The organism is Hymenobacter taeanensis (assembly GCF_013137895.1).
Lineage (GTDB): Bacteria > Bacteroidota > Bacteroidia > Cytophagales > Hymenobacteraceae > Hymenobacter > Hymenobacter taeanensis.
Map to the genome: position 1 here is coordinate 878,973 of NZ_CP053538.1, position 22,807 is coordinate 901,779.

Sequence of the window (22,807 nt, forward strand, 5' to 3'; positions counted from 1 at the left end):
TTCTAATAGGGGGCTTGCTTACTCAGCCTGCCCAATGGGGTAATATGCCTTACGGCCGTCAGGATACACACCTTCTACCAGCGCGCCCTGGCTTTCCTTAGCCGCCTCCAGGTAACGCTGCACGTCCTGGGGCTTGGTTACCTTATTTTTATCAATGCGGGTGATGATGAAGCCATCGGCAATACCGGTTTCGCGGAAGTTAGAATCCTTAATACCGTTGATTTTGGCGCCCCCCTCAATGCCCAGCTTGCTCAACTCCTGCCGGGTTACGGGAGCCAGCGTGGCACCCTCATATTTCACCGTAGAAGCTATTTCTTCCCGAATGATATCGGTGGTGCCAGTGGAGTTGCGCAACGTGGCAGAAGTGGTGCGGGAGTCGCTGCCGCGCAGGTACGTTACCTTAATCTTGTCGCCAGGACGGAAGCGGGCTACCTGCTCCTGGAGCTGCGAAGAGGTGTTCACCTTCACGCCGTTGATTTCAGTAATGATGTCGCCTTCTTTAATTCCGGCTTCCGCCGCTGAGCTATTCTTGCCCAGGCCCATCACGTACACGCCATTCAAAGAGTTGAGCTTTTTCTCTGAGGCCAGCGTTGCATCTACCTCCCTAATCTGCACACCCAGCAAAGCGCGCTGCACTACCTTATACTTGAGCAGGTCAGACACCACTTTGCTCACAATGGAGCTGGGCACGGCAAAGGAGTAGCCTACGAAGGAACCCGTCTGCGAAGCAATAGCCGAGTTAATACCAATCAGGTCGCCATTCAGGTTTACCAGTGCGCCACCAGAGTTACCGGGGTTCACAACGGCATCAGTCTGCAGAAACGACTCCACGCCCATGCCATCTTCGCGACGCAGAATGTTGATGTTCCGGCCTTTGGCCGAGATGATACCAGCCGTTACGGTTGAGTTCAGGTTGAAGGGGTTACCTACCGCCAGCACCCACTCGCCTACTTTTACGTTGTCGGAGTTGCCGTACCGGATGAAGGGCAGATTATCAGCCTCCACTTTCAGCAGGGCCAGGTCTGTGTTGGGGTCGGCGCCTACCAAAGTGGCTTTGTACTTGCGCTTATCGTCAAGAACCACCTCAATTTTATCGGCTTTTTCAATCACGTGGTTGTTCGTGACGATGTAGCCGTTGGCGGCAATAATAACGCCCGAGCCCGAGCCCTGCTGCGGGCCCTGGGAGCGGCCATGGCCCTGGTACTGGTCAATATCATCACCGAAGAACTGCCGCAGGAACGGGTCCATGCGCATAGCGCTATTGTCGCTGGCCTTCGGGGCGTACTCGGTCATTACGTGCACTACGGCCGGCGTTACGGTGGCAGCCGCGGCCGTGAAATTTAAGCCTTCCGGCACTGTGTACGTGCTACTGCGCAGCTCACTGGCGTACCGAACATTGGGGTCAGCTGCAATAGCCTGGGGCGTGTTATTACGCTCGGGCTCCAGCAGCTTGTACCCACCTACGGCCACACCACCACCTAAGATGGCGGAGCTTAGTAGACCGAGCATCATTTGTTTTGCTTGCATGGGTATGAATAAGGTTGAAAATGAAAAAATGTCAGAACTGAAAATACAACAGAAAGGTGAATAAGCCGTGAACCTACGCTGTATTAACGCTAGATGCCGACTCTCCCGTATTCGGTTGCATGCCTGTTGAAGGATGAAAACGGCCCGTTGGTAGATTATCTCAACTATAAGCCCTTCATCCGCACCCGCAGGCAGTTGTTATAGCAGGTTGCTCTAGGTTCTTGTAGCTGGCCTGCTTGAATAAGTAGGCCTGACCGTTTTCAAGTCCCTGAACAGCTAACTACTATACTAACACTAAAACCAATAAAAAAGGCACCCGCTAAGGTGCCTTTTTTTAGATATTTTGGCTTAGTGAATCTCAATCTGATGCTTGGTTACCTTCTTGCTATCGAAGGGCAGCGTGAGGCGCAGCACACCATCTACCAGTTGAGCGTCGATGGCAGTAACGTCTACCGTGTCGGGCAGGCGGAAGGTGCGCGAGAAGGAGCCGTAGCCCGATTCTACGCGGCGAAACGTAGGAGCTTCCTCCGAAGCTTCGGGTGCTTTCCGCTCGCCACTTACCGTCAGTTGGCCTTCCTGGAAGTCAATCTTGATGGCTTCCTTCGGAACACCGGGCAGCATCAGGTGCAGCTCAAAGCCTTGCGCAGATTCCAGCACATCGGCCTGAGGCACGAAAGCTTTGGATGGCTGCTTTTGAGCAGTTGGGAGTGTCTCGCGCAGCATTTCGTTCAGAACAGAGTTTAAAGCACGAGTAGGACGCAGAGTGGGGAGGTTATTATACAGAAGCGTTGCCATGGGTTTACTACTGTTTAAAGTCAAAGTCTAGAGTCAGAATTGGATGAGTACCGTAACTGATACACCCTGCCTTAATAAATTTTGTACCACTCGGCACACCATCTATTTTTCAAGACAAAATGACATTTAGACTATAAACAGGTATAGACATTCGCTACCCCTTTGGCTGACATTCTTCTCTTAACGCCTATTTAACCACTTTTACTTGATCTGCAGGCAAAGACATTTTGTCATAATATTTTTCAATTTGTCACAGGCACCACGCAACACAGCCCAGGCCACGAAGTCTGGAAACAGCAGGTGCGTTATCCGGGCAACGTAGCCTGGGCCGTGTTGAGAGGCAGTGCGATTGGAGCTACGCCTAAGCGTGACTAATGCTGCGTTGGGAGCTGACGACGCTCAGCCGAGGGCTCACCGCTAAACAGTGTAAAGCGAACATCCAACCCAACCACGGGCGACACGGTGTTGGTGCTGCCGCCGCTTACCTGCTGGCCTAGGGCATCATACTGAGGCACGAAGAAGGCATAGGCAGTTTGCGAGGCAAACCACGGAGTAACATCTACGTGCGGCGATAGGCGTACCCCAACCTCGGCGCGTAGTACGCCAAAGTCAATGGTCCGCTCCTTCAGCTGATTCTCATCGCGCTGGAAGCGTAGGTAAGCAGCTGCTTCGTACGCTACCCGTGGGCGCAGCACAATTTTCCCGCTCAACGGAAACAGGCGGTCTACATCGAGGCGCAGGCGGGCCAGGGCGCGGCCAGTAGCATCAGATTCTAGCAGCCTACCTGTATTGATGGCGTACTCTGCCCCCAGACGCTGCCCAAAGTTGAAGGACCCAATTTTATTGGTGTGGCGTACAAACACGCCGGGTATTACGTTGCCAGGCTGGCCCAGAAAGTCGCCGAGGCCCTGACGATACTGGCCTAGCAGCCGCAGGGTGGCCCCTCCGCTCCACTGCTCATTCCAGAAGTGCTCATAGCCCAGCCGAAGCTGACCGCCAGAAAGGGCCGTACCGCTTTCCTTAACGTGCAGGCCACTTAGCCCCATAAACAAGTAATCGTTGCTTTTTAACGCTAATTCAGCCTGCACCTCAGGCCGTAATGCGGTGTATCCCCCAAGGCGACGCTGGGCAGATGCCGTAAGGCCAGCGAGTAGCAGCGCTGGTAGTATCAAATAAGCTCGGGCAGGTATCATCAACCGAATAAAAAGTGGCATAGAACTAGGCCGGTTGCTCAGCCAGCTCTCGTAGTGTGAGCCAGGCCATTAGGCCCGGGCCCGTTTCGAGCGCCTTGGTATCAATATCGAAAGTCGGGGTGTGCACCGAGGAGGTATAGCGGCCGCTACCGTCGGCGGCGGCAGTACCCAAGCGGTAGAAGCAAGCACTGGCAGCCTGCGAGAAGTAAGCGAAGTCCTCGGCGGCCATCCACTGATCCAGCTCCACTACGTTTTCGGCTCCCAGGTATTGGATAGCAGCTTGCTCTACGCGGCTGGTCAGCTCCGGCTCATTCTCCAGGTAAGGGTAGCCCCGGCGGATTTCCAGCTCGCACGTAGCTCCCATGCTTTCGGCCAGGCCTTCACACAGCCGACGCAGGTGTTCATGGGCCTCGTTGCGCCATTCCTCATTCAAAGTCCGAAAGGTGCCTTCCATATACACTTCGTTCGGGATGACGTTGGTGGCGCCCTGGGCAATAACTTTCCCGAACGACAGCACTGAAGGTAGCTTTGGGTTGGCCCGGCGGCTAACTATCTGCTGGGCGGCCACAATAATGTGAGCCGCTACCAGCACGGGGTCAATGTTCTGCTCGGGCATGGCACCATGGCCCCCTTTGCCGCGCACAGTTAGGTACAGCTCATCAGTGCTGGCCATATAGCGGCCCGCCCGAACACCGATTTTACCGGCGGGCAGACGCGGAAACACGTGCTGACCGAGTACGCTGGCTGGCTTGGGATTTTCCAGTACGCCTTCCTTAATCATCAGAGAAGCGCCACCGGGCAGCAGCTCTTCACCGGGCTGGAACATCAGCTTCACGGTGCCCTCAAACTCGTCGCGGAGCTGGGTGAGAATACGGGCCGTGCCCAGCAGCGACGATGTGTGCACATCGTGGCCGCAGGCGTGCATCACGCCTGGATTTGTAGATTTATAGGCTACTTCATTCTGCTCCGTAATAGGCAGCGCATCCATATCGGCCCGCAAGGCTACGGTGCGGACGCTGGGATTACGTCCTTCAATAAGCGCTACTACGCCCGTATTGGCAATGGGCTGCGTTTGCAGGCCTAACTCCTGCAGCTGTTTGGTTACGTAAGCCACCGTATTGAACTCCTGAAAGGAAAGCTCCGGGTTGGCGTGCAGATGCTCGCGCAAGGCTATTGTTTCGGCGGCAGCTTCAGCAGCCAGCGTTTGAATGCGGGGTATCAGGTGTTGCATAAAGTATCACTGATTCGCGGGAAGTGGCTTAGCCATGGTAGAGGCGTACCTCCGCCCTCATCTGTACGGCTTACCTCTGTGTCAGTGAGATTTGGCCCACTGACACACGGTGCGAAACGGCTAAAACGTGGTTTTATTGAGTACTACCTGCGCCGACTCCAGCTGTGCTTTGGGAGCCAGCTGCTTAATGCGCTGCAAAGCCTGCTCGGCTTCGAGGCGGGTAGTATAATCGCCTACCCAGAGGCGGAAGATAGGCTGCTTGTAGGCCAGGTAGTCGGTTTCTTCGGGGTAGCGGCTGATGATACTCCGCCGGATGCTCATAGCCTGCTCCTTCTCCAGGCCCACGTAGGCCAGTATTCGGAAGCCCTGAGCGTACTTCACATTTTTGTTGGTGTAAGCCTGGTCACGCAGGCGCTGCTCAATCTGAGCGTTTACCTGGTTGGTAGGGGTTACAGGCCTGGCCGCCGTTACGGGGGCCGCGGCAGGTGCCTTGGGCGCAGCAAAAACCGGCCGGTACTTACTCAGGTCTTCTGCCGGCGCAGTGCTTGTTGTGGCCGGCCGGCGCGTGGTATCAGCAGCGGAGGCCGATGGTGCTGCCGGCCCCGAAGATGCGCAGGCGCCCAGCGAAAACAGGGTGGAAAGCAGCAGCACGTTACGAAGCGAGTGTTTCATGGGAGTTGTCTTCCAGCAGTACCAGACTATTAGACGAGCCAATGCGGTCGGCGCCGGCAGCAATGAGGGCCAGGGCCGTTTCGCGCGTGCGAATTCCGCCGGAAGCTTTAATACGAATGTGGGTGGGCAGTGACTGGCGCATCAGCTCAATGTCGGAGATGGAGGCACCCCGACCCGCAAAACCCGTGGAAGTTTTTACAAAATCGGCGCCGGCCTCCGCGCATATCTCGCAGGCCAGCACAATTTCATCCTCCGTCAGGAGGGCCGTTTCAATAATAACTTTCAGGAGTGCACCCCGCAGGTGGCAAAGCTCGGCCAGCTCACCAATCTCCTCCTCTACTTCTTCTACCCTGCCGGCTTTCAAGGCCCCAATATTAATCACCATATCCAGCTCCGTCGCGCCCTCTGATAAGGCTTGGTGCCCCTCAAAAAACTTGACTTTAGCCAGCCCATACCCCAGCGGAAAGCCAATAACTGTGCACACCGGTACCCCCGTATCTCGTAGGGTTTCTACCGCCAGCCGCACGTAGCACGGCGGCACGCACACGCTGGCGAACTGGTTGTCGGCGGCTTCCTGACAGAGCTGCTCAATCTGCTCGGGCTGCGCGTCAGGTCTGAGGAGAGTGTGGTCGATGTACGAGGCGAGGTTCACGGGGTAAAGGTAGGGGTATGTAGCACGAACTTGGTAGTGCGCGTCTGGGTGATTGGCGTAGGTACATAACAACTCATACGCTAACCTTGCCGGGAAGGTCTGCAGAGCAGTGGATGTGCCCTACAACAAACGGGCCGCGCTTCCAGATTGGAAACGCGGCCCGTTTACTACTGCTTACCCGTTGCTTAGTCAACCAGCACGCAACGATCGTTCAGTAAGTCGTCTTCTACTGACTTGAACTTCACATCGCGCACGATGCGACCATCCATGTACTGCACGCTTACTTTCTCGTTGCGGTTCGCCACTTTCTGCGACTTAGCCGGCTGCTGCTTCTCTAGCACCTGGGGCTGACCAGCGGCCTGCTCCAGATCCTCGGGGCCAGCGCCCAACGACACCGATGAAACTTCTTTCTCGGCCTTCAGCTTGGGCATGGGCGGCGCTACGGGCAGCTCATCCTCGGTGAAGTACTCGGGCTCGTCGTAACCATCCTGGCCGGCCTGCATGGGCACGTCGGCGCGGAACAAGAACTGGATAGTGTCCTCGTTTACCTTGCCGATCATCTGCTTGAACAGCTCAAACGACTCGAACTTATACACCAGCAGTGGGTCTTTCTGCTCGTATACCGCGTTCTGCACCACCTGCTTCAGGTCGTCCATGGCGCGCAGGTGCTTGGTCCAGGCCTCATCGATAACCGACAGCACCACCACCTTCTCCATGGCCCGAATTACATCGTGACCACCCGTGGCCTGGGCGCGGCGCAGGTTGGCAATAGCCTGAATCTGCTTGCGGCCATCGGTGAAGGGAATGGCAATGTTTTCGTAGGGCGAGTTCTGGCTGAGCAGGTCATTGATCAGCGGCATGTTGTTACCGGCGATGAAATCGTTCTTGCTCTGATAGTAGCCGAGAGCCTCGTCGTAGAGCTTCTGCGTGAGCGGACCGGGCTGCATGCCACTTAACTCCTGAGCCGTCAGGTGCGTGTCGTACCCGAACACCCGGATGATGGCCAGCTTGAAGTCCTCGAAGTCGTTGCTGCCTTTGTGGCCTATCACGATGTCTTCGCAGACGTCGTAGATCATATTCCACACGTCCAGCTCCAAACGCTCGCCGTGCAGGGCGTTGCGGCGGCGCTTGTACACCACTTCACGCTGGGCGTTCATCACGTCATCGTACTCCAGCAGGCGCTTTCGTGTGCCGAAGTTGTTCTCTTCTACTTTCTTCTGAGCACGCTCAATAGAAGAGGTAATCATCGAGTGCTGAATTACTTCACCTTCCTCCAGGCCCATGCGGTCCATAAGTTTGGCAATCCGGTCAGAGCCGAACAAGCGCATCAGGTTGTCTTCGAGGCTCACGAAGAACTGCGAAGAACCTGGGTCACCCTGGCGGCCGGCCCGGCCACGCAACTGGCGGTCAACGCGCCGCGACTCGTGGCGCTCCGTGCCAATGATGGCCAAGCCACCCGACTCCTTAGCGGTGCCGCGCAACTTAATGTCGGTACCACGGCCGGCCATGTTGGTAGCAATGGTTACGGTGCCAGGGTAGCCGGCAGCGGCTACAATCTCGGCCTCGCGCTGGTTCTGCTTAGCATTCAGCACCTGGTGCGGAATCTTGCGCAGGTTGAGCATACGGCTTACCAGCTCCGAAATTTCAACCGACGTAGTACCTACCAGCACCGGACGGCCAGCTTGCACCAGCGTCTGGATTTCCTCGGCTACGGCATTGTACTTCTCGCGAACGGTCTTGTAAACTTTGTCGTGCTCGTCTTTGCGAGCGATGCCGCGGTTGGTGGGAATTACCACCACATCGAGCTTGTAGATTTCCCAGAACTCGCCGGCTTCGGTTTCGGCCGTACCCGTCATGCCGCCCAGCTTGTGGTACATGCGGAAGTAGTTCTGCAGCGTTACGGTGGCGTAGGTCTGGGTGGCGTCTTCTACGCGCACGTTTTCCTTGGCCTCAATAGCCTGGTGCAACCCATCGGAGTAGCGGCGGCCTTCCATCACGCGGCCGGTCTGCTCATCCACAATTTTCACCTTGCCGTCGTCGGTGAGGATGTACTGGTCATCCTTCTCGAACAGGGTATAGGCTTTCAGCAGCTGGTTGATGGTGTGAATCCGCTCCGACTTTATCTGAAAGTCATCCATGAGCTTCTCCTTGGTGTGCAGCTTCTCTTCACCGCTCAGCTCTTTGCTGTTTTCAATGGCAGCCAGCTCCGAGCCAATGTCGGGCATGATGAAGAAGTGCGGGTCTTCGCCCTGGCCGGTGATGAGGTCAATGCCTTTTTCCGTCAGCTCGATCTGGTTGTTCTTCTCGTCAATCGTGAAGAACAGCGGCATATCGGCCTGGGGCATCTGGCGCTGGTTGTCCTGCAGGTAGAAGTTCTCCGTTTTCTGCAGAACAGCCCGCATACCGGTTTCTGAGAGGAACTTGATGAGCGGCTTGCTCTTGGGCAAACCACGGAAGGCCCGGAACAATGCTAGGCCACCCTCTCCTTCTTTCGGGCCATCTTTGCCTTCCTTGATGAGCTTGCGGGCCTCCACCAGGTAGTTCTGCACCTGCTTTTTCTGAGCATCCACCAGCATCTGAATGCGAGGCTTCAGCTGGTAGAACTCGTGCACATCACCGCGCGGCACGGGGCCGGAGATGATGAGCGGGGTCCGGGCATCATCAATCAGTACGGAGTCCACTTCGTCGACCATGGCGTAGTGATGCTTGCGCTGCACCAGCTCCTCGGGGTCGCGGGCCATGTTGTCGCGCAGGTAGTCGAAGCCGAATTCGTTGTTGGTGCCGTAAGTGATGTCGGCGAGGTAAGCCTTGCGGCGGGCATCCGTGTTGGGCTGGTGCTTATCAATGCAGTCAACCGAAATGCCATGGAACTCGAACAGCGGCGCATTCCACTCGGAGTCACGCTTGGCGAGGTAGTCGTTTACGGTTACCAGGTGCACCCCGCGCTTAGCCAAGGCATTCAGGAAAGCCGGCAGCGTGGATACGAGGGTTTTGCCCTCACCCGTCGCCATTTCTGAAATCTTGCCCTGGTGCAGCACTACGCCGCCAATCAGCTGCACATCGTAGTGCACCATGTCCCAGGTAATCTCGGCGCCGGCAGCCAGCCACTTATTGCTCCAGATAGCTTTATCGCCCTGAATCGTGACGTTGCTCTTGCGGCTGGCGTATTCCCGATCGTAGTCGGTGGCGGTTACCACCAGCTGCCCGTTCTGGGCGTAGCGGCGGGCAGTTTCCTTAGTAATGGCAAAGGAAACGGGCAGCACTTCCATGAGCACTACTTCCAGTTCCTTGTTGCGCTGCTTCTCCAGGGCATCAATCTGGTCGAAGAGCTGCTCCTTCTGGATAGCGTCCAGCGAAGCGTCTTCGTTCACACGCTGGTGTAGGGCCGCAATCTGGTCGTCAATAGCTTTGAGGTGAGCATCAATCCGGGCGCGCACCTCATTGGTGCGGGCGCGCAGCTCATCGTCGCTGAGTTGTGCCAGATTGGCATATTCGGCGTTTATCAACGCCACATACGGAACAATCTCCTTCAAGTCCCGGTCCGACTTAGAACCGAAAATCTTGGCGACGGTTTTCCCTAGAAAATCAAACATGCTGGTTTACCTTAATTGAAACGCCGGGGCGCACCTCAAATTTACAAGATTTCTAGCCAAAACCGCCCCATATCATAACACACCGTCAATCTGACCGATTTTAACCAGTTCGGGTACTGCACCGATGACAAGCAGGAGGCGGAATGGACCTGAGCCAAACCCTGACTATTTTATCTAACTATTTCGGCCGCAACGTAGTGCGAATTTCGCTTAAGCCAGGGCTTTTCTACCCCATGCCACAAGAGAAAAGCGGCAGCCAGCAGCACCAGCAACAATGCTGTCAGCCCCAGCCACGGATACCCACGAAACAGGCCTACGTGTATAAACAGCTGAATAAGAGGAAAGTGCAATAAGTAAGCACCATATGATAAATCTCCCCATTTCCCGGCCTTCCAGTGAAAGGGTAGCCGCGTAGCCAGAAATAGTACCACCGAGGCATAGCAGATGGGCTCCACTACGGCGCGCAGGCTATGCTCATGCAGGAGCCAAAAGAGCGGCCCTGACACAAGCGCCACCCAGCCCATATACTGGCCTAGCCGCCGCTCCTCCACCCCAAACAAGGCACCCAGCGCAAACAAGTGCAGCATACCCGGAAACTGCCGGCCTAGCTCAGCTACCATTTTAGGGGTGAGGGCGGCAGATTGGCCTAGCAGCCACTCCCACCCTAGCGCAACCCCAAAAGCCAGCACCACGACGGCGTATGGCCCAATGCGGCGGAACAGGTACATTAAAACTGGCACGCAACAGTACAGGCACAGCTCTACCTTAATAGTCCAGAGCGATGCATTCATGACTGGCACCGGGTGCTGCTCAAACACCCCTGGCAGTGTAGGCTGCAGGAAGTTGAGGAACGTAGCGTTGGCCACGAGGTAGTTGTAGGCCTCTTTTGTACCCAGAAACTCCGCTGCGGGCAGGTGGGTAGCGGCTAGGCCTACCAGCCAGGCCACCAGAATGGTGGTTAGGTAAGCGGGGTAAATACGCCGCACACGTTTCTCAGCGTAGTCAAGGCCGGAGGTGCTGCTAAGGAAGCTGCGCGTAACCAGACAGCCGCTGAGCACAAAAAAGCCCTTCACCGCAAAATCAGCCGAGAGGTATGCCAAGAAAGGCTGAAACGCCGGCAGCCCCGTTAACACGGCCAAATGACAGAACACAACTACCAAAGCCAGGCCCAGCCGCACGGCATCGAAGTTATTTTGCATGGAGGGAAGCTAGAGGTACGCTCCGCAAATTACAGGTCCTGTCTGAATGCCACCTGGCCTTGCTACTAGCCTAGGTCACTTACATGAGGCTCAAAATGATGAAACCCCACTGCTTTGCTAAGACTGCGGGGTTTCCACGAAAATAAGGATTTTCAGAGCGGTGATTAGCTACGCCAGCGTGCGGCCAGATAGCTGTAGCCGTAACGAACGCTGTTAGGAGGCAACTGCCATGCGTTCTTCAGAAAGCTGCTTGATGCCCTCCGTAACTTCTGCAACACATTCATGCAGGCGCTCCTCTACGGATGGCAGCAGATTGCCCTGCTTACTGCCTAGTACGCTATAACCAGGGCGTGGAGCTGCCAAGCCAAAGCTATGCTGGGCACGAGGCACTACAAAGGAAGTAGCCAAACCAGCCATATCGGCGGCTAGGCGAGCCAAATCAGCCCAGGTATAGGAGCCCTGGTTTGCCAGGTGCCATACGCCCCGCTCCTCGTCAATGAGCAGATCCAGCGCCACGTTAACCAGGTCGGGCACAAACGTAGGCGACACTAGCACGTCGTCGGCCGCTGCGAAGGGCAGGTTTCTGTGGCCAGCCCGCAGGGCCGCGTACACAAAGTTATACTCATCCCAGGGGCCGAAGAAGGCACTGGTACGTACCACCAGGGCCTCGGGCATGCGCTGTAGCACATCGCGCTCCGCCAGCCGCTTGCTGTTGCCATACACGTTTAGGGGCCGCGGCGTGTCATGCTCTAAGTAGGCCTCGGCTTTGTTGCCGTCGAAGACCAGATCAGAGGAAAACGTGAGCAGCTGAATTTCCTGGTAGGCACACGCCGCCGCCAAAATGGCCGGGCCTGTTGTGTTTTCGCGGTAGCAGCGCGCATACTCGTGCTCGGCGTCATCAACGCGTACGTAGCCAGCGGTGTTTACTACTGCCCATGGGTTATGCTGCAGTAGTACCCGCTCAACCGCCACCGGATCGGATATATCCAGCTCAGCCCGCCCAAGGGCTACTACCTCTATCCCCCGGATAGCGCAAATGCGTTTGAATGCCTGGCCTAGCGTGCCGTTGGCACCAGTGATTAGCAGGGGCTGCACAGGAGATAAGCCTGCTGGTGCCTCTAGTGAGTCAAGTATTCTCATAGCTCAAGGGTATTGGTGGAGATGGGCCGGTGGTGATGGTAAACAAAACGGTCGTTACGCTCCCACCAGCCTTTGTTGTGTAGCAGGGGGTGATGATAATGGCCTTCGGTAGCCAGGCTTTGCACCATTTTAAAAAGCGCCGTGCGCCTGGGGCTGCCTCCGCGCAGGTCAAACACCCCACTTTCATAGTAAGCGCCTTCCTGCGTGAGCAGCGTATTCCAGTCATAGGCGCCCAGCAACGACCAAATGGTAATGGCGCGCATATCTACTCCTTCGGCTTTCAGTTGGTTGGCAGCATCCCAGGCGTATTGGATCCAGCGCATCTGCTCCTCGCGGGTGCATTGCAAGTGTACCTCCGTAATGGCCATGGGCAGGTGGTACCGCTCCCACGCTTCCCGCAACAGGTCATGAATTCCCGCCATCCGGACCCACCGGACCCGCACGGCCTCTACATCAGCATAATTAACCCGCGCTTCACTTTGCCGCAAATGCTGGGCGGGGAAGTATTGGTGGTTTTCATCTAAAAACCGCTCACTTGTGATGTAATAATTGATACCAAGCACATCGGGCGGCATTGGGTCATTTACCAGATTCAGCAGTTCTATTTCGGAGGCTCCATTCTCGCGGAGGTAGCTCCACATGGGGTGCTGCTCATTTATACGGCCGCACAGCAGATCGAAAGTGAGCCAGCGCCGGTTGTTTTCAAACTCCGCCTGGTAGGCCAGTTTGGGCGTGCAGTGAGTTTTGCCCAGATCTTCGGTTTGCACCAATTGGGCGTCAGGCGTTACCTTCCGGATGGCTTTCATAGCCTCGCGGGTGCCCTTAATGTGGTTCAGCTGAATCCGGACGAAGGTTTTATCGTCGAGGCCGTGAGGGTACCAGATGCCGTAGAGGCCGCTGAACCGAGCCGTGGTTAGGGGCTCATTTACGGGGGTGAAGTGCTTTACCCAAGGGTAGCGCTCGGCTACCATGCCGGCAAAGCGGGCCAGCCCCGCCACAAAGTTTGCTTGATGGAGCGCCGTATAGCGTGGGCCACTGCCGTGGTGCAGCAGCGTTACAATAGGGTCAATGCCCAATTCTTGGAGGCGAGCCATTCGCTCATCGGTCCAGGTCCAGTCGGGACTGTCCAGACTTTCGGGGGCCACCTGCTCCCACAGAACGGGGTACCGAAGCTTGCGAATTCCCAACTCTGCAAACTGGTCCAGATCCTCAATCCGGTCCCGGTGGCCACTACTGACGAGCTGGTCAGAATACCCATCTCCCATGCGCCGAATGGTGCATTCTATTCCGCCCCACATTTCTACGTGTTCCATGCTGCTTTCACGTACGGCTGCAGCTTCAGATGGCGAAGTGTTGAGTTTGAAACACCTGAAAACAGATCTGTCATCCTGGGCCGCTGCTGTGAGGTTTACTGGTAGCAAGCCAAGTGGCCTAGCAACCAGTAAACCTCACAGCAGCGGCTCAGAATGACAGCATCTGACAGCCAGTTTTAGAAACCGCTATTCCTTGGCCGGATCGCGCGGTACGAGCTTGTTTATAATGGAGGCCGAGCCCGTGATGGCAGGCATAGTAACCTTTTGGGCTTCTTCGGTTTTCTCCGTGAGCTTCTTGTACAGGGTAAGCGCCTGGGCTACTACCTGGTCCATGTTGTAGTACTTGTACGTAGCCAAGCGGCCTACAAAGTGCACCTTAGGTGTTTCGTCGGCCAGCTTCTTGTACTTGTTGTACAGCTCGGCATTCTCCAGGCGTGGCACGGGGTAATATGGGTCTCCCTCTGCTTTGGGGTACTCATACACCACGCTGGTTTTGGGGTGCTGCTGGCCTGTAAGCTGCTTAAACTCCGTAATGCGGGTGTATAAGTGCTCATTGGGGTAATTTACTACCGGAGCGGGCAGGAACTGCTCCGTGTTGAGCGTTTCGTGCTTGAACTCCAGAGAGCGGTAGGGGAGCTTGCCGTACTTAAAATCGAAGTACTCATCTACCGGCCCCGTGAAAATCATTTCCTTGAAAGGAATGAAATCAATGATGTCGTGGTAGTCAGTATTCAGCATCACCTTGATGTTGGGGTGATCCAACATACGCTCAAACATGCGGGTGTAGCCGTGCAGCGGCATAGCCTGATAGGTGTCGGTGAAGTAACGGTTGTCGCGGTTGGTGCGGGTGGGCACGCGGCTCGTTACTGACTTATCCAGCTCCGAGGGGTCCATGCCCCACTGCTTACGGGTGTAGTTGCGGAAGAATTTCTCGTACAGCTCGCGCCCTACTTTGCTTACCACTACATCTTCAGAGGTTTTAATAACTGGCACGCTCTCGGCCAATGACTCTAAAAACTGCTCCACCTCAAAGCTGTTCAGCGAGAGGCCATACAGCATGTTAATGGTATTGAGGTTGATGGGCATGGGCACGTGCTGGCCATCTACGGAAGCCAGTACCCGGTGCTCATATGGGCGCCAGTCGGTAAAGTTGGATAGGTATTCGAATACGTCCTTCGAATTGGTATGGAAAATATGCGGGCCATACTTGTGGACCAGGATACCTTCTTCGTTGTAATGGTCATAGGCGTTCCCAGCAATATGGTTGCGCTTGTCCACCACCAGTACTTTTTTATTGGAACGAGTCGCAAGCCGCTCGGCCAACACGCTGCCAGCAAAGCCGGCCCCTACGATGAGATAATCGAACATAACGAAGCGGTGTTTGGAAAGAAATGAGGGGGAAAGAACAGGTGATGGAGGTAGTAGAGTGCAGAACTAAGAGAGTGCTGCGGTATGCGGTTTGCTGGCAGCCGGCGTAAGCTTCTGCTGCATCAGCTGTACCATCTGTTCCCAGGTCTGGTCCCAAGAGATAGTAGCCAGGTAATCGTCGGTGCGTTGGCGCCAGTCGGCGTCCTGGGTCTGGATCAGCGCCTTTTCAATGGCCTGCCCAAATTCATCCGCCGTAGCGGCAATCTGTACAAGGTTCAACTCGCCGTAGGGCCGAACCACATCTCGGATCGGGGTGCTCACGACTGGCCGTCCGGCGGCCAGGTATTCGGGAGTTTTAGTGGGCGAGATAAACTTCGTGCTCTCATTATCAGCAAAGAGCAACGTTGCTACATCCCAACCACTTAAGTAGGAAGGCAGTTCCTGGTAGTCTTTGCCACCGAGGTAATGCACGTTCTGCTGACGGGGCAGCGTGGCTGGGTCAATCTTCACTACGGGGCCAATAATCACAAACTGCCACTCAGGGTGGGCATCGGCTAGCTGGCGGAGCAGCTCAATATCCAGGCGCTCATCTACTACGCCAAAGAAACCCACGCGGGGGTGAGCAATTCCGGCTTGGTCGGCGGGGTCGGGCTGTGGCTGCCGGGCCTGAGCAAAGTGGGCCTTGTCGATGCTGCTGGGGAAAGGGTGCGCATCGTTATGCTGCTGGCTTTTGGCCTCGTAGAGCGTGTGGCCGCCGGTAAATACCAGTGCTGCTTTTTTGAACAGCTCCTGCTCCCGCTCCCGCAGAGCAGGGGGTGCAAACTTAAAGGCGGCCAACTCATCCATGCAGTCATACACCGTCAGGATGGGCTGGAAGGAGCGTGATTTGCCCAGCGCCATGGGGGTATAATACCAGAAGATGTACTTTTCAATATGCTGTTCCCGGAAGTAGCTGGTTAGTACTTTCTCCTGGGCTTGGTCGGCGGCATCATCTTGGCCGCGCAGGCGGGCCGGCAGGTGTACTACTAATACGTTAACCCCATTCTGCCGCTCCTTTACCTCCATATGAGGCTCAATGAGGTCATCGGCATGGTAAAATGCTTCTTCAACGTAGAACACGCGGCCATGCTGCGCAAAACGAGAGAGAAGATGCTGGGGGCGCTGCCACACAAAGTCCCAATGCAAATGGGCAAAGCACACTAAATCAGGCAGGGCATAGGGTAGGTTTTCGGCAGAAGCAGAGTTTTTGGTTGAGGGAGAGAGGGCAGAGGCACGCACGGGCGACTCCGCTGGTGGAGACAGCGACATAGGGTTTAGAATAAATCGTTCTACAGACGACACTGCCCCTTTACGAACCAGCAATAACTGGCAGTGCTTGTCTGGTTAGGTCTCTATACGCCCCCTTTATTAAAAGGATATAGCCGAGCTTGAGTATCTGCGTTTTGCACTCTAGCGCTTGCTAGGCCGGAAATAGTCAGTTTACCAGAAGGTGTTGCATCTCCACTACATCTTGCCAGCCACTGGGGGTGCGCAACCACTCCCGGCGTACTCCAATCTTCTTGAAACCTGCTGCTTTAAACAGCCTGATACTAGCCCGATTTGTTACAGCTATAGTACAATACATCTGGTGTAATTGAAGCACCTGATGAGCATAGAGCACTAACAAATCCAATGCAGCACGCCCGTACCCCTGGCGGCGGTGCTGGCCTAGCACCGTAATACCCACGCTGGCCCGCTGGTGCAGGGGCGAATAATCAAAAACATCTACGGTACCAACGGCTGCTTGGGTATCTTGCCGACATAGTACTAATCTAAGCTGCCGTACTTCCTGAAAATCTGCGCTAGCGTGCTCCAAATACTGCCGTAGTGTGTAGCGGGAAATTGGCACCAGCATATCCGACACTCCCCATACTGCGGGGTCGTTTTCCAGCGCATAAAGAAACTCAAGGTCTTCGGCTTCGAGGGGGCGGAGAAAAACGAGGTTGGAGGAGAGCATATGAGTTACTGAAACGGTTTTTTCAGGCTTCTTGGGCTACTGCGGCAGTAAGTATCAGCCCTCACTACAGGACAGCCGAGAGCAGAAGCCGAAATTATACGTCAACAATCCGGTTTAGCCGGGAGTTTGACAAGGATTCACTTCTAATCCTCTCTACTATGAAATACAACCTGCTAGGTAACACAGGCCTGAAAGTATCAGAATTGTGCCTGGGCACCATGACCTACGGAGGCAAAGGCTGGGCAGCCGCTATTGGCTCGCTGGATCAGCAAGCCGTAGACGAGCAAGTAAAGCGCGCCGTAGAGGCGGGTATCAACTTCATTGACACGGCCAACGTGTACTCCGAAGGCTTATCGGAAGAACTCACCGGCCAAGCCATTCACAACTTAGGCCTCTCGCGCCATGATATTGTGCTAGCCACCAAAGTACGGGGCAAAATGGGTGAAGGCCCCAATGATGCCGGCCTCACGCGCAAGCACATCTTCCAGCAGGTAGAGGATAGCCTGCGCCGCCTGAAAACCGATTACATCGACCTCTATCAAACCCACAGCTACGACCCGCTCACGCCCCTGGAGGAAACCCTACGCGCCCTCGACGACCTGGTGCGCAGCGGCAAGGTGCGTTACATTGGCGCCAGCAACGTGGCGGCTTGGCAGCTGATGAAAGCTCTCAGCTACTCAATCTACAACCACGTGGAGAAATATGTGTCGCTGCAGGCCTACTACACCATTGCCGGCCGCGACCTAGAGCGGGAGTTGGTGCCCCTGCTGCAAGATCAGAAAGTGGGCCTAATGGTGTGGAGCCCACTGGCCGGCGGTTTCCTTAGTGGCAAATACACCCGCGAGAACGAAACGGAAGAGGGTGCCCGCCGTGCCAACTTTGACTTTCCGCCCGTGGATAAAGAAAAGGGCTTTGATATAGTGGATGCGTTGCGCCCCCTAGCCGAAGCTAAAGGCGTTTCAGTAGCGCAAACCGCACTGGCGTGGCTGCTACATCAGCCGGTAGTTACTAGTGTAATTATCGGGGCCAAAAAGATGGAGCAACTCGAAGACAACCTCAAAGCCGTGGACGTGCAGTTTTCGCCCGAGGAGCTTCAGCAGCTGGATGACGTAAGCAAGCTGTCTCCCGAATATCCCGGCTGGATGCTGGACTTCACCAAAGGCGACCGACAGGCCTAGGTCTGCTGGTTTTACAGTAAGTAAAAACGGTCTAGAAAATCACTTGTTTACGCCTTAGGAAAGACTCTTAGCTCCGCGAGCTAAGAGTCTTTCCTGTATGGGAGAGCCAATGCCGTAGAGCGCGTCGTGATGGTTTAAGCATAGCAACCACGTGTACTTCTTCGAAATCAGATAGACTTCGTCTAGATAGTAGCACTCGGCCAGTACACTGTGGATAGCGTGGGGTGTTCCCCAGTAGAACCAGAATTTGTCTCTAAAGCTGACCGTTTCGTTGAGCACTAGCCAGACGATTTCTTCCGGGTCGACTAAAGAAGTCAGTTGTGTAAGCGGATCGTATTCACACACTAACCCCACTGCTCCTGGCCGCAAGCGCTCCCACAACCAGCAAGGGCGAACTGTGGGGTGATTTAAGCGGCAAAACGCGTGATAAATCCGCTCTTCCAAGCTGGCCCACTCAGTGGTGAAGGGCAAAGGCGCAAATTCTTGCTTGGGTAACCGCAGCCGTTGGCGGGCCTGCTCAATTTCAACACGTAGGTCGGACCACATATAGCGAAGATAAGCAGGCGCTACTGGGCCTGCTACTTGGTGTTCAGCAAAACGGTCATTCCGAGCGGCAGCGAGGAATCTGGGTGGAGCTCTGGTGAGCAACTCAGATTCCTCGCTGCCGCTCGGAATGACAGCTTTTTAGTGGCCTAGAAGCCAGATCACACCTCGATAGCACCGTCGAAGACGCGGGTGGCGGGGCCGCTTAGGAAGATGTTGGTGAATGAGCCGTCGGGTTTGGCATCGAAGGCTACGCGCAGGTCGCCGCCGGGGGTGCGCAGGTGCACGGGGCTGGTGGCGCCGCGGCGGGAAGCAGCCAGGGCCACGGCCGTTACGCCAGTGCCGCAGCTCAGGGTTTCGTCTTCTACGCCGCGCTCATAGGTGCGCACCTGCCAGGGCTGGCCGGGCACGACGGGCGCTTCCACGAAGTTGATGTTGGTGCCTTTCTCCCGGAACCGGTCGTTGTAACGAATGGCGCGGCCTTCGCTGTACACGTTCAGTTCGGCCAGAGTACTCATGGGCTGAAAGCGTACCAGGTGGGGCGAGCCCGTGTCGAGGAACACGCCGTACTCCTCTACTTCCTGCTGGCCCAGCACGTCCTGCATGCGTAGGTGTACGGTGCCATCGGCGTCAATACGGGCCTCGTGCGGACCATCGGCAGCCAGGAACTTGGTTTCATTTTCAATTACGCCAATCTGCCGGGCGAAAGCCACGGTGCACCGGCCGCCATTGCCGCACATGGAGCCCAAATAGCCATCGGCATTGAAGTACACCATCTCAAAATCATACTGCGCGTGCAGGCGGAGCAGAATCAGGCCATCGGCCCCTACGCCACGGCGCCGGTCGCAGAGAAAGCGCACCAGCTGGTGGTTGCCGGCGTCGAACTGCTGGGCGCGGTCGTCCACCATCACGAAGTCGTTGCCGGTGCCTTGGTATTTGTAGAAGGTGAGAGTCACGGTATAATGCGTATGGCAGTGAAATCAGCTTAAAAAGCTACTGGTTTGTTAGAGTAAAGATAGGACACCCGCTCGCCATAAAACAGTTTACTAGCAAGCAGTGGGCTAGGCCAGTACCCAGCCCAAACCCCAGGTGAAAATAAGTACCAGCGCCTTCGGCCCACTTCTCCCCTTCCATCCGTGGCGGCTCGTATAGGTTGCTGGTCCAAACTGTACCGTACCTTTGCCGCCCTGCCCTGCTGGGCAGCGTAAAGATAGCCTTATGTACACTTTCCTTACTACCAGCCCCTGGGCCGATTACGAGCTACTCGATGCCGGCAACTTTGAAAAGCTGGAGCGCTTTGGTAAACATATTCTGGCCCGGCCCGAGCCGCAGGCTATCTGGGACCCGCACCTGGCGCAAAGCGAGTGGCAGCGCGCCCATGCCACCTTCACCCGCGAGAAAGGCAGCCAGGAGCGCGGCCAGTGGAAGATAAAGCCTGGCACGCCCGAGCAATGGGTTATTGGCTATGAGCGTCCTGATGGCCTAAAGCTGCGGTTTCGGCTGGGGTTGTCGTCGTTTAAGCACGTAGGCCTGTTCCCGGAGCAAGATCCCAACTGGCAGTTCATCTACAACCAAACCCGCCAGCGCAAAGCCGCTCAGCCGCGGGTGCTGAACCTGTTTGCCTACACTGGCGCCGCCACGCTGGCCGCCCGCGCCGCCGGCGCCGACGTTACTCACCTCGACTCCGTGAAGCAGGTGAACTTTTGGGCCCGCGACAATATGGAGGCCTCTAACCTGGATGGGGTGCGCTGGCTGGTGGAAGATGCCATGAAGTACGTGCGGCGCGAGGTAAAGCGCGGCAGCAAGTACCAGGGCCTCATTCTCGACCCGCCCGCCTACGGCCGCGGCCCCAACGGGGAGAAATGGCAGCTGGAAGATGAGCTCAACGAGATGCTCAAGCTCTGCAAAGAGCTCCTCGACCCCGAGGACCACTTCTTCCTGATCAACCTATACTCGCTGGGTTTCTCAGCCCTGATTCTCGACAATCTAGTATCGGAAATTTTCCCCGGCATGCAGCAGAAGCGCGAAATTGGGGAGATATACCTGCACGACGCCGGTGCGCGCAAACTGCCGCTCGGCACGTTTTGCCGGTTTGCTACCTGAGGTGATAAAGTGACGGGGTGATGGGGTGAATAGTAACAAGCTGAAAAGCGCTGAATACTTTATCCCATTACCTCATCACTCAGTAACCTCATTCCCCCTATCACGTCATCACCTCATTAATCACTCTGTGTCACAGCACCCTCCCCGCCACCGTCGTCTGGCCCTGATTGACATGGGCACCAACACCTTCCACCTGCTGATTGTGGAGTTGCCCGAGCCCAAGCACCAGGAGCCCATTACGCTGTTGCGCACCAAAGTAGGGGTGCGCCTGGGAGAGGGCGGCATCAGTGCCGACCACATTGCACCGGAGGCTTACGCGCGGGCGCTCCAGACGCTGATTGGCTTTAAGGAGGAAATTGAGCTGCACCAGGTTACGGAAGTACGTGCTACTGCCACCAGCGCCATGCGCGTAGCCAAAAACGGACCGGAGCTGGTGAAGGAGATCTTTGAGCAGACGGGTATTCGGGTGGAGGTTATTCCCGGCGACCGGGAGGCGGAGCTGATAGCCAAAGGCATCCGGCAGGCAGTGCCGCTAGGCCAGGTGCCGCATCTGCTCATGGATATTGGGGGCGGCTCCGTGGAGTTTATCATTGCTGATGAGCATGCCACCTTCTGGAAGCAGAGCTTTGAAATTGGGGCGCAGCGCCTGCTTGATAAGTTTTTCACCGCCGATCCATTGCCCGCTTCCGCCGTGCAGGCCCAGCAGGCCTACCTTGCGGAGGTGCTCGCGCCTCTAACGACAGCTATAGCCCAGTACCACCCCGCGGCGCTGGTGGGCGCTTCCGGCACTTTCGATACGCTCTGCGACCTGCAAGCCGCCAGGGCCGGCCAGCCGGAGCTGGTGGGCCACGCCGCCCCGGCCACCCGTATTTCCTTTGAGAGCTTCCGCACCAGCTACGAGCAGCTCCTGCACCTAGACCATGCTGGCCGCCTGAGCCTCCCCGGCATGACGCCGTTGCGGGCCGATATGATTGTGGTGGCTTGTGTGCTGATTGATTTCGTGCTGACAACGTATGGACTCCGCACCATCACGGCCTCTGCTTACGCTCTGAAGGAAGGCCTGCTGAGTGAGCTGCTAAGCCAGTAAGCTTTCTTTTCCTACTCAAGGCAAGGCACGGCTCAGCACTAATCAGCCAAGCCGGCTTATTTCATGATGCGAGGAACTCCACGCTTCCCGCCACACTTTTCTTCATGGCAACTACGCTTTCCTATACCCACCTTTTCAGCTTTACGGAAGCCGTTTTTAAAAGCATTGGCTGCCCCGATGAGGACGCCACGCTGGCTACCGAAACCCTGCTGGCCGCTGACCTGCGCGGCATCGACTCTCACGGCGTAGCGCGCCTCATTGGCTACGTGCGGCTCTGGGAAGCCGGCCGCATCAACCCCACGCCCCGGGTAGGCGTGACCTATGAAACGCCCAGCACTGCTGTGGTAGATGGCGATGGTGGCCTAGGCCTGGTAGTAGGACCTAAAGCCATGGATGTAGCCATTGAGAAAGCCCGGCAAGTAGGTACCGGGTGGGTATCAGTGAAAAACTCCAACCACTTCGGTATTGCGGGCTACCACGCTATGAAGGCCCTGGCCCACGATATGATGGGCATTGCCATGACCAATGCTTCGCCGCTGGTGGCACCCACCTACTCTCTGGAACGCCTGCTGGGCACCAACCCCATTGCCGTAGCCGTGCCCGCCGGCGACCAGCCCGACTTTGTGCTTGATATGGCTACCACCACGGCCGCCAACGGCAAGCTGGAAATTGCCCAGCGCAAGAACTTACCCATTCCGGAAGGTTGGGCCCAAAACGCCGACGGTACGGGCTCAACCGACCCCAACGCCGTGAAAAATGGCGGCGCACTGTTGCCGCTGGGCGGGGCTACCGGCTCGCACAAAGGCTACGGCCTGGGTGCAGTGGTTGATATTTTCTCGGCAGTACTGAGCGGTGCCAATTACGGCCCCTGGGTACCGCCCTTCGTGGCGTTTCTGCAGCCGTCCGCCAATCCGGTTGGGCAAGGCCTAGGCCACTTCTTCGGAGCCATGCGCGTAGATGCCTTCCGGCCCGCCGCCGAGTTTAAGGCCCACATGGATAACTGGATTACCACCTTCCGCAATGCCCGCGCCACTGAAGGCCAGCACGTGCTGATTCCCGGCGACCCGGAGCGCGAAATGAGCGGTAAGCGCCTGATTGAAGGCATCCCGCTGCTCGACCCAGTAATCAAGGATCTGGAATCAGTAGGAGCAAAGTTTGGCGTGAAGCTGTAACGCTGTTTCTCAACTTCCCTTAACACAAAAAAGCCCGCTTTGCAT

The 22,807-nt window shown here is 56.3% G+C and carries 19 protein-coding genes; 4 read left to right on the plus strand and 15 right to left on the minus strand.

What is annotated here, in order from left to right:
• Positions 1 to 18 precede the first annotated feature (18 nt).
• From HMJ29_RS03725 to HMJ29_RS03780, 13 genes are all read right to left on the minus strand, one after another.
• Positions 19 to 1,527: a Do family serine endopeptidase gene (locus HMJ29_RS03725; protein WP_244678760.1), complete on the minus strand. Its 1,509-nt coding sequence runs from the start codon at positions 1,525 to 1,527 to the stop codon at positions 19 to 21.
• Positions 1,528 to 1,875: 348 nt separating this feature from the next.
• Positions 1,876 to 2,322: an Hsp20/alpha crystallin family protein gene (locus HMJ29_RS03730; RefSeq protein WP_171590229.1), complete on the minus strand. Its 447-nt coding sequence runs from the start codon at positions 2,320 to 2,322 to the stop codon at positions 1,876 to 1,878.
• 371 nt (positions 2,323 to 2,693) lie between these two features.
• The gene (locus tag HMJ29_RS03735) at positions 2,694 to 3,515 is read right to left on the minus strand and encodes a hypothetical protein (RefSeq protein WP_171590230.1); all 822 of its coding nucleotides are present in this window, start codon (positions 3,513 to 3,515) and stop codon (positions 2,694 to 2,696) included.
• A 25-nt stretch (positions 3,516 to 3,540) separates the two neighbouring features.
• A complete protein-coding gene (locus tag HMJ29_RS03740) occupies positions 3,541 to 4,746 on the minus strand; it encodes a M20 metallopeptidase family protein (protein ID WP_171590231.1) in 1,206 nt (401 codons plus the stop codon).
• Positions 4,747 to 4,866: 120 nt separating this feature from the next.
• Positions 4,867 to 5,418, minus strand: a complete 552-nt coding sequence (locus HMJ29_RS03745) for a sporulation protein (protein WP_171590232.1) — start codon at positions 5,416 to 5,418, stop codon at positions 4,867 to 4,869.
• A complete protein-coding gene (gene deoC / locus HMJ29_RS03750) occupies positions 5,399 to 6,070 on the minus strand; it encodes a deoxyribose-phosphate aldolase (RefSeq protein ID WP_171590233.1) in 672 nt (223 codons plus the stop codon). Before deoC ends, HMJ29_RS03745 begins: the two co-directional genes overlap by 20 nt.
• Positions 6,071 to 6,255: 185 nt before the next feature.
• On the minus strand, positions 6,256 to 9,663 hold the full coding sequence (gene secA / locus HMJ29_RS03755; protein WP_171590234.1) for a preprotein translocase subunit SecA: 3,408 nt from the start codon (positions 9,661 to 9,663) through the stop codon (positions 6,256 to 6,258).
• Positions 9,664 to 9,833: 170 nt separating this feature from the next.
• Positions 9,834 to 10,862: an acyltransferase family protein gene (locus HMJ29_RS03760; RefSeq protein ID WP_171590235.1), complete on the minus strand. Its 1,029-nt coding sequence runs from the start codon at positions 10,860 to 10,862 to the stop codon at positions 9,834 to 9,836.
• 213 nt (positions 10,863 to 11,075) lie between these two features.
• Entirely contained in the window at positions 11,076 to 12,002 is a 927-nt protein-coding gene (locus tag HMJ29_RS20295) for an SDR family oxidoreductase (protein WP_216634086.1), read from the minus strand.
• Positions 11,999 to 13,315, minus strand: coding sequence for a family 1 glycosylhydrolase (locus HMJ29_RS20300; protein ID WP_216634087.1), 1,317 nt, complete (start codon positions 13,313 to 13,315; stop codon positions 11,999 to 12,001). Before HMJ29_RS20300 ends, HMJ29_RS20295 begins: the two co-directional genes overlap by 4 nt.
• 186 nt (positions 13,316 to 13,501) lie before the next feature.
• Positions 13,502 to 14,683 (minus strand): UDP-galactopyranose mutase, encoded by a 1,182-nt coding sequence (gene glf, locus HMJ29_RS03770; protein WP_171590236.1) that lies wholly within the window; start codon positions 14,681 to 14,683, stop codon positions 13,502 to 13,504.
• A 66-nt stretch (positions 14,684 to 14,749) separates the two neighbouring features.
• Positions 14,750 to 15,991 (minus strand): glycosyltransferase family 1 protein, encoded by a 1,242-nt coding sequence (locus HMJ29_RS03775; protein WP_216634088.1) that lies wholly within the window; start codon positions 15,989 to 15,991, stop codon positions 14,750 to 14,752.
• A gap of 166 nt (positions 15,992 to 16,157) precedes the next feature.
• Positions 16,158 to 16,679, minus strand: coding sequence for a GNAT family N-acetyltransferase (locus tag HMJ29_RS03780; RefSeq protein ID WP_171590237.1), 522 nt, complete (start codon positions 16,677 to 16,679; stop codon positions 16,158 to 16,160).
• A 158-nt stretch (positions 16,680 to 16,837) separates the two neighbouring features.
• Here HMJ29_RS03780 and HMJ29_RS03785 point away from each other — a divergent pair, with 158 nt between their 5' ends.
• Positions 16,838 to 17,857 carry an aldo/keto reductase gene (locus HMJ29_RS03785; RefSeq protein WP_171590238.1) on the plus strand — a complete coding sequence of 340 codons (1,020 nt, stop codon included), beginning with the start codon at positions 16,838 to 16,840 and terminating at the stop codon, positions 17,855 to 17,857.
• Positions 17,858 to 17,911: 54 nt separating this feature from the next.
• On the opposite strand, the gene HMJ29_RS03790 is transcribed toward HMJ29_RS03785, so the two are convergent.
• Positions 17,912 to 18,403 (minus strand): DUF6756 family protein, encoded by a 492-nt coding sequence (locus HMJ29_RS03790; RefSeq protein ID WP_171590239.1) that lies wholly within the window; start codon positions 18,401 to 18,403, stop codon positions 17,912 to 17,914.
• Between the two features lie 158 nt (positions 18,404 to 18,561).
• On the minus strand, positions 18,562 to 19,356 hold the full coding sequence (gene dapF / locus HMJ29_RS03795) for a diaminopimelate epimerase (RefSeq protein ID WP_171590240.1): 795 nt from the start codon (positions 19,354 to 19,356) through the stop codon (positions 18,562 to 18,564).
• Positions 19,357 to 19,618: 262 nt separating this feature from the next.
• Here dapF and HMJ29_RS03800 point away from each other — a divergent pair, with 262 nt between their 5' ends.
• From HMJ29_RS03800 to HMJ29_RS03810, 3 genes are all read left to right on the plus strand, one after another.
• Positions 19,619 to 20,503: a class I SAM-dependent methyltransferase gene (locus tag HMJ29_RS03800; RefSeq protein ID WP_171590241.1), complete on the plus strand. Its 885-nt coding sequence runs from the start codon at positions 19,619 to 19,621 to the stop codon at positions 20,501 to 20,503.
• 127 nt (positions 20,504 to 20,630) lie between these two features.
• A complete protein-coding gene (locus tag HMJ29_RS03805) occupies positions 20,631 to 21,590 on the plus strand; it encodes a Ppx/GppA phosphatase family protein (protein ID WP_244678764.1) in 960 nt (319 codons plus the stop codon).
• A gap of 104 nt (positions 21,591 to 21,694) precedes the next feature.
• A complete protein-coding gene (locus HMJ29_RS03810) occupies positions 21,695 to 22,762 on the plus strand; it encodes an Ldh family oxidoreductase (protein WP_171590242.1) in 1,068 nt (355 codons plus the stop codon).
• Positions 22,763 to 22,807: the final 45 nt, after the last annotated feature.

Bases quoted from the DNA above. Each gene is read 5' to 3' on its own strand.
- HMJ29_RS03785 (WP_171590238.1), top strand. From the start codon at position 16,838: ATGAAATACAACCTGCTAGGTAACACAGGCCTGAAAGTATCAGAATTG.
- HMJ29_RS03800 (WP_171590241.1), top strand. From the start codon at position 19,619: ATGTACACTTTCCTTACTACCAGCCCCTGGGCCGATTACGAGCTACTC.
- HMJ29_RS03730 (WP_171590229.1), bottom strand. From the start codon at position 2,322: ATGGCAACGCTTCTGTATAATAACCTCCCCACTCTGCGTCCTACTCGT.
- HMJ29_RS03745 (WP_171590232.1), bottom strand. From the start codon at position 5,418: ATGAAACACTCGCTTCGTAACGTGCTGCTGCTTTCCACCCTGTTTTCG.
- glf (WP_171590236.1), bottom strand. From the start codon at position 14,683: ATGTTCGATTATCTCATCGTAGGGGCCGGCTTTGCTGGCAGCGTGTTG.
- secA (WP_171590234.1), bottom strand. From the start codon at position 9,663: ATGTTTGATTTTCTAGGGAAAACCGTCGCCAAGATTTTCGGTTCTAAG.
- HMJ29_RS03760 (WP_171590235.1), bottom strand. From the start codon at position 10,862: ATGCAAAATAACTTCGATGCCGTGCGGCTGGGCCTGGCTTTGGTAGTT.
- HMJ29_RS03780 (WP_171590237.1), bottom strand. From the start codon at position 16,679: ATGCTCTCCTCCAACCTCGTTTTTCTCCGCCCCCTCGAAGCCGAAGAC.
- HMJ29_RS03775 (WP_216634088.1), bottom strand. From the start codon at position 15,991: ATGTCGCTGTCTCCACCAGCGGAGTCGCCCGTGCGTGCCTCTGCCCTC.
- HMJ29_RS20300 (WP_216634087.1), bottom strand. From the start codon at position 13,315: ATGGAACACGTAGAAATGTGGGGCGGAATAGAATGCACCATTCGGCGC.
- HMJ29_RS03735 (WP_171590230.1), bottom strand. From the start codon at position 3,515: ATGATACCTGCCCGAGCTTATTTGATACTACCAGCGCTGCTACTCGCT.
- HMJ29_RS03740 (WP_171590231.1), bottom strand. From the start codon at position 4,746: ATGCAACACCTGATACCCCGCATTCAAACGCTGGCTGCTGAAGCTGCC.
- HMJ29_RS20295 (WP_216634086.1), bottom strand. From the start codon at position 12,002: ATGAGAATACTTGACTCACTAGAGGCACCAGCAGGCTTATCTCCTGTG.
- HMJ29_RS03790 (WP_171590239.1), bottom strand. From the start codon at position 18,403: ATGTGGTCCGACCTACGTGTTGAAATTGAGCAGGCCCGCCAACGGCTG.
- HMJ29_RS03810 (WP_171590242.1), top strand. From the start codon at position 21,695: ATGGCAACTACGCTTTCCTATACCCACCTTTTCAGCTTTACGGAAGCC.
- HMJ29_RS03725 (WP_244678760.1), bottom strand. From the start codon at position 1,527: ATGCAAGCAAAACAAATGATGCTCGGTCTACTAAGCTCCGCCATCTTA.